The sequence below is a fragment of the Xanthomonas arboricola pv. guizotiae genome (assembly GCF_002940205.1).
Lineage (GTDB): Bacteria > Pseudomonadota > Gammaproteobacteria > Xanthomonadales > Xanthomonadaceae > Xanthomonas > Xanthomonas arboricola_C.
On sequence record NZ_MDSK01000074.1, the window covers coordinates 1 to 4,722 of the forward strand.

General features: G+C 62.4%; 9 protein-coding genes. All 9 read left to right on the top strand.

Translation table 11 applies throughout. From position 1 onward, the window contains the following. Window positions 1-91: 91 nt before the first annotated feature. The 9 genes from XarbCFBP7408_RS21615 (at window position 92) to XarbCFBP7408_RS21655 (ending at window position 4,478) form a co-directional block, all read left to right on the top strand. Window positions 92-916 carry a DUF932 domain-containing protein gene (locus tag XarbCFBP7408_RS21615; protein WP_042841407.1) on the top strand — a complete coding sequence of 275 codons (825 nt, stop codon included), beginning with the start codon at window positions 92-94 and terminating at the stop codon, window positions 914-916. A 52-nt stretch (window positions 917-968) separates the two neighbouring features. Continuing rightward, window positions 969-1,592, top strand: coding sequence for a hypothetical protein (locus XarbCFBP7408_RS21620; RefSeq protein WP_104564662.1), 624 nt, complete (start codon window positions 969-971; stop codon window positions 1,590-1,592). Further along, entirely contained in the window at window positions 1,589-1,810 is a 222-nt protein-coding gene (locus XarbCFBP7408_RS21625) for a DUF2688 domain-containing protein (protein WP_104564663.1), read from the top strand. Before XarbCFBP7408_RS21620 ends, XarbCFBP7408_RS21625 begins: the two co-directional genes overlap by 4 nt. Window positions 1,811-1,814: 4 nt before the next feature. Further along, complete coding sequence (locus XarbCFBP7408_RS21630; RefSeq protein ID WP_039582826.1) at window positions 1,815-2,057, top strand: hypothetical protein; 243 nt, start codon at window positions 1,815-1,817, stop codon at window positions 2,055-2,057. Window positions 2,058-2,181: 124 nt separating this feature from the next. After that, entirely contained in the window at window positions 2,182-2,493 is a 312-nt protein-coding gene (locus tag XarbCFBP7408_RS21635) for a TrfB-related DNA-binding protein (protein ID WP_074059037.1), read from the top strand. After that, window positions 2,486-2,674: an antitoxin VbhA family protein gene (locus XarbCFBP7408_RS21640; RefSeq protein WP_104564664.1), complete on the top strand. Its 189-nt coding sequence runs from the start codon at window positions 2,486-2,488 to the stop codon at window positions 2,672-2,674. Before XarbCFBP7408_RS21635 ends, XarbCFBP7408_RS21640 begins: the two co-directional genes overlap by 8 nt. A gap of 20 nt (window positions 2,675-2,694) precedes the next feature. Beyond that, window positions 2,695-3,102, top strand: coding sequence for a hypothetical protein (locus tag XarbCFBP7408_RS21645; RefSeq protein ID WP_104564665.1), 408 nt, complete (start codon window positions 2,695-2,697; stop codon window positions 3,100-3,102). A 2-nt stretch (window positions 3,103-3,104) separates the two neighbouring features. Beyond that, a complete protein-coding gene (locus XarbCFBP7408_RS21650; RefSeq protein ID WP_104564666.1) occupies window positions 3,105-4,034 on the top strand; it encodes a Fic/DOC family protein in 930 nt (309 codons plus the stop codon). Window positions 4,035-4,109: 75 nt separating this feature from the next. Then, on the top strand, window positions 4,110-4,478 hold the full coding sequence (locus XarbCFBP7408_RS21655; RefSeq protein ID WP_223289693.1) for a hypothetical protein: 369 nt from the start codon (window positions 4,110-4,112) through the stop codon (window positions 4,476-4,478). Window positions 4,479-4,722 lie beyond the last annotated feature (244 nt).

Consider the following 4,722-nt stretch of genomic DNA (forward strand, 5'->3'; position numbering starts at 1 on the left):
AGACATTAGTCCTATTTCCTTCCGATCCGGCCGGGGTCAGTGGCGGCAACCACCCCCCCGGACGGTTCACCAACTCGCAGGAGAAAACAGCATGCTCGCCAGTCGTTTCGGCCGTAAATCCCACGGCATCCGCTCCGCCCAACCGCTGACCAATGACGAAATCGCTCGCTTCGCGCCTTCGATCTTCGCCAACGAGGCACACGAAAGCCGCTCGCAGCGCTACACCTACATCCCAACCATCGACGTGCTCGATGGTCTGCGCAAGGAAGGGTTTTCGCCGTTCATGGTCGTGCAGACCCGCACCCGCAACCCCGACAAGCGGGAGCACACCAAGCACATGATCCGCATGCGCCACGCCAACCAGATCCAGGCCGGCGAGGCGAACGAAATCATCCTGCTCAACAGCCATGACGGCAGCTCTTCCTACCAGATGCTGGCCGGGGTTTTCCGCTTCGTGTGCCAGAACGGCATGGTCGTCGGCGATACGGTCGGCGACATCCGTGTGCCCCACAAGGGCGATGTCGTCAGCCAGGTCATCGAAGGTGCCTACCAGGTGGTGGACAGCTTTGCGGCCGCCGACGAGCAGCGCGAGGGTATGCAGAGCCTGACGCTGGCAGAAGGCGAGCAGACCGCATTCGCGCGTGCTGCCCTTGCACTGCGCTACGACGACGACACCGCCCCTGCCCCGATCACCGAACAGCAGCTGCTAACCCCGAAGCGCTGGGAGGATCGCAAGCCGGACCTGTGGACGACGTTCAACCGCGTACAGGAAAACATGGTGCGTGGCGGCTTGCGCGGTCGCAACGCCAAGGGTCGGCCCACCACCACCCGCCCCGTCAACGGCATTGACCAGAGCATTAAGCTCAACCGTGCGCTGTGGGTGCTAGCCGCAGAAATGCGTCGACTGCACCACTAATCCCCTACCCTGCCCCGGCTACGGCCGGGGCAAGCCTCACGGAGTTTCGGCCATGAACACACGCAATCTTTCTCTGCCTGCTGTCGAAGATTTCAAGGCACGTTTCGCCGGCTACATCGGCGCAGGCCATGCACGTATTTCCCGTCAGTGGAAGTCGGCGGAGGCCATCGAATTGGCAACCCGCCATAGCCAATTCGCCATCGTGGCGTTGCAGGCAAATTGCTTGGATGCGGTAAGCGCGTCGCTCGCGGAAGCTGCAGCAGCCGGCATTCGCGGCGACGAGCGCGATAACCCGTTCAAGGAGTTGCGCCGCGATTTCGAGGGTGAAGCCAAATCGCTGAACCTCCATTTCGACGAATGGTCAGCGGAGGCGGAAACGTTGGCGCAGGCTCATGGCATCACCTATGAGCCGGAGGCTGAAGAAATTCCCGACGACGACACGACCTGGCGGGAAGCGCTGCAAGATTCAACGACAGGTGCGGGTCGGAAAAGCGGACGGGAAATGGAGGCCATTCCTGACTTCAGGGAAGAGGTGCCGGATTTCGTAGAAGGCTACCTGCAAGGCCTGCAGCAGCTCGAAGATCAGCTGCGGGCAGCCGGGGAGCTGACGGATAACCTCGCCGAGAAAATCACGACGCTGCGACAGGCCGCGACCGACAGCATGACCGCGTTATGAGCAAGATCATCACCGACGTTATCGAAACTCAGTGCCGGCGTTGCGGTACGCCATTGCGAACCCTTCGTCATAGCCCGCTCGGTTTGGACGATCTGAAACAGCGGCTCGGCAGCATCTGCACAGAATGCGTGACCGCAGAGGAACGCGCCGAGATCGCGCAGGCGCAAATCGGTGCGTTGCATCTGGCCGCTGCCATCCGCCGTCTGCAGGAGGAATGAAACCATGCCGGACCAAATTGCCCTGTTGGCCCAGCAGTTGAACGAGGCGACGCGCCGGGGCGATTTGGCCGGTGCTTACGCCACGCTCAAAGGGTTGCGCATCAACGACGCCGCACGCGTTGCCCTGGAAGCGGGGTTTGCAGTGACCAGCACCCAACAGCGCAAACCCTTCTTTCGCCAGCTGGAATGCGAAATCGCCGAGGCTGCACGTCGTCGCGTCGATGGGTGGAGTCTGCGGCAGCGATAGAGTTGTCAATAGATCCTCTGTAAATATTGACAAATATTGACGTAAATGTGAGTTTAGGAGTACCGCAAAACCCAACAGGCGGGGGCATCACGCCCCCGCCCCATTACGCAGGAATATCGCAGCAATGCAGAAAGTGCCCATGACCGCCGCGGAATTTGAAGTCATCCAGCCACGGTTAGGAAGGCTTACTGTCGACACCGTCCAGATCGCCCGACGCGTGCTTGTCGACGGAAAGTCACAGGCAGAAGCGGCCGAGGAAAATGGCCTCAGCCGCCAGCGCGTCAGCCAGATGGTTCAACGGGTCATGGCCGCTGCGAACGAGTTTCCGCCCGACTGGGAACGCGTCGATGAGTGGATGCCACCGGAGTTGGCCAAACAAGTGCGCGCCCTTGCAGCCGAAGCCCGCACGACTACACAGGAGAAAAATCATGCTTGACGCACACGAAATCGAAGATCGCCGCCGCGCTGTGGCCAACGCGATCGCATCCCAGCGGCTCGAAGGTCTTGAGGTCGATGCCCAGACCCGGGCAGAGCTCGACCAGGTGGCACTCGGCGAGCTTGAGCCGGCAGACGTGATCGCGAGCATCCGCCGACGCCTTGTCGCTGGCAACGAATAGAAGATCGACTAGGAGGGCTTATGTCCACCGCTACCGCTCAGCGTTTCGATTGGAAAGAGGCCGCCAAAGTCGGCGGCGTCGTTATCGGGTTTATGGCTGTCACGGGCGGCCTGGCAGCCATCGCCCCATTGTCCACGCACATCGTCAAGACGACGCCGGCCGGCGTCGTACAAACGGTCACCGTAGATCCGGGTTCGGAGGGGAGTTTCAGCGGAATTGGCGCGACCGGGCGTGGGATCGCTCTTGCAACCGGCAGCACCAGCAGTTCGCCCCGATCGGTCATTACCACTGACACGGGACGCTTCGTCGTCAACGGGGTGGCCCCTATGCTGTCGGGCGATCGCGTGGACCTGCGCACGGGCGCGACCGGCAGGCGGTATGTGTGCCCGGCGACCAACTATCACGACTGCTATCGCACGGTCGACTGACGATGGCAGCGAAATACGACACCCCTTCGGATCCCTATGTCGATCCCACCACCGGGATCATGCGCAACTCAGTAGGAGCGCGAACGCAGCCCGAGCTGGACCGCATCGAAGCTGCGTTCGCATCGGTGCGGGCCTACGAACTTGAAAAAGGTCCGGCCATCGGTCGCTACGACCTCGATCACCTGCGCAGCATTCACCGCAGTCTGTTCAGTGACGTGTATCCGTGGGCCGGGGAAATTCGGTCCGTCGTTATTGAGAAGGGCGAAACGCGCTTTGCCATGCCCGAACACATCGAGGGCGCCGGCGCGCAGCTGTTTCGCCAGCTGGCCCGGGAACAGAACTTGCGAGGCCTAGGAGCCGACGACTTCGCCAGCCGGGCAGGGCACTATCTCGGCGAAATCAACGCCCTGCATCCATTCCGCGAAGGCAGCGGCCGCGCGCAGCGCGCTTTCATCGGTCAGCTCGCCAGCGACGCCGGCTATTCCATTGCCTGGGATCGTGTCAGCCGGGACGACATGACCCGCGCCTCGATCGAGGCTTATCACAGCACACCTGACCGGCTTTCCCAGCTGATCCGCGACAACATCACCGATCGCGACCACGCACGCGCGGTGGAACTTGGCCGCTCGCTCGCCGGCGCTGGCGCCAGCGTTGGCTATGCCGAGCTTGGGCAGACCTACACCGGGCGCGTGCTGGGGGCGACCGAGCGCTATGTGGTGCAAGAGCGCGCGGACATGCCGGGCGAACTGGTCTTGCACAATCGCTACCGTGTTGTGGGCGACCTTGAGGCCCAGCGCGGCCAGGCCGTCGAGATTCGATATCCGCAAGGTGACGTCGCGCTGGTCATGCCTGCCAAGGCGCATGACGGACCAGCCAAGGAAAAAGCCAGCCCGGATAAGGGCAGCGACTTCGGCCGAGACTTCGGTCGGTAGAACAGGGCAGTCGCAGCAACTGCGATCACGCCCCCGTACAGTGACAATCCCAACACAACAAATAGAGGTCAGGACATGACGGAGACCACCACGTATGACGGCACGCGCAGCCTACGTCGCGCTGCGGCAGCTGTGGCGGGTTTGGGGATTGGCGTGCTCGTGTTTGCCGTGCTTTTCGCCGGCCCAGTGTTTCTAGAAAATCAGCTCTTCCTGACGCTCTCACTGCCTGTCGCCGTGCTTATGATTTTCGTCGGCCTCGCGGCATATCGCTTTGCCAAAAGGGCGGAAGTCGCCAAGAAGCCTGCGACAGCTGCCGAGAAGGCGGAAGCGAACGAGGCGCATGTCAAGCTTCAGAACAAGCTGCTATTCGCGCTGAAAGTCGGCAAGGTCATCGCAATTGCGCTCATCCTTGTCGCCGCCTATCTCACGTTTCGTAGCTACTGATTTTCTCGACTAAGTGCCGTCGACGGGGCAGGGGATTGCCCTGATCGGCGGCCAGCTGGCGCTGGCCAGCGTGCATGACCGCCTCACGCCGGCAGAGCCGGCGTGAGGCGGGGGCAGCTCGCCCACCTCTTGCCCACCGTGCGTGCTGCACCAGGCGGGCGGAACCGCCCGGCGCAGCCGGCCTTGGGCCGCGCCCCGTGGACAAGACGAGGACGACCTGCAATCGGCAGGCCCGCCCACCCCT

Bases quoted from the DNA above. Each gene is read 5' to 3' on its own strand.
- XarbCFBP7408_RS21615 (WP_042841407.1), top strand. From the start codon at position 92: ATGCTCGCCAGTCGTTTCGGCCGTAAATCCCACGGCATCCGCTCCGCC.
- XarbCFBP7408_RS21620 (WP_104564662.1), top strand. From the start codon at position 969: ATGAACACACGCAATCTTTCTCTGCCTGCTGTCGAAGATTTCAAGGCA.
- XarbCFBP7408_RS21625 (WP_104564663.1), top strand. From the start codon at position 1,589: ATGAGCAAGATCATCACCGACGTTATCGAAACTCAGTGCCGGCGTTGC.
- XarbCFBP7408_RS21655 (WP_223289693.1), top strand. From the start codon at position 4,110: ATGACGGAGACCACCACGTATGACGGCACGCGCAGCCTACGTCGCGCT.
- XarbCFBP7408_RS21645 (WP_104564665.1), top strand. From the start codon at position 2,695: ATGTCCACCGCTACCGCTCAGCGTTTCGATTGGAAAGAGGCCGCCAAA.
- XarbCFBP7408_RS21635 (WP_074059037.1), top strand. From the start codon at position 2,182: ATGCAGAAAGTGCCCATGACCGCCGCGGAATTTGAAGTCATCCAGCCA.
- XarbCFBP7408_RS21640 (WP_104564664.1), top strand. From the start codon at position 2,486: ATGCTTGACGCACACGAAATCGAAGATCGCCGCCGCGCTGTGGCCAAC.
- XarbCFBP7408_RS21630 (WP_039582826.1), top strand. From the start codon at position 1,815: ATGCCGGACCAAATTGCCCTGTTGGCCCAGCAGTTGAACGAGGCGACG.
- XarbCFBP7408_RS21650 (WP_104564666.1), top strand. From the start codon at position 3,105: ATGGCAGCGAAATACGACACCCCTTCGGATCCCTATGTCGATCCCACC.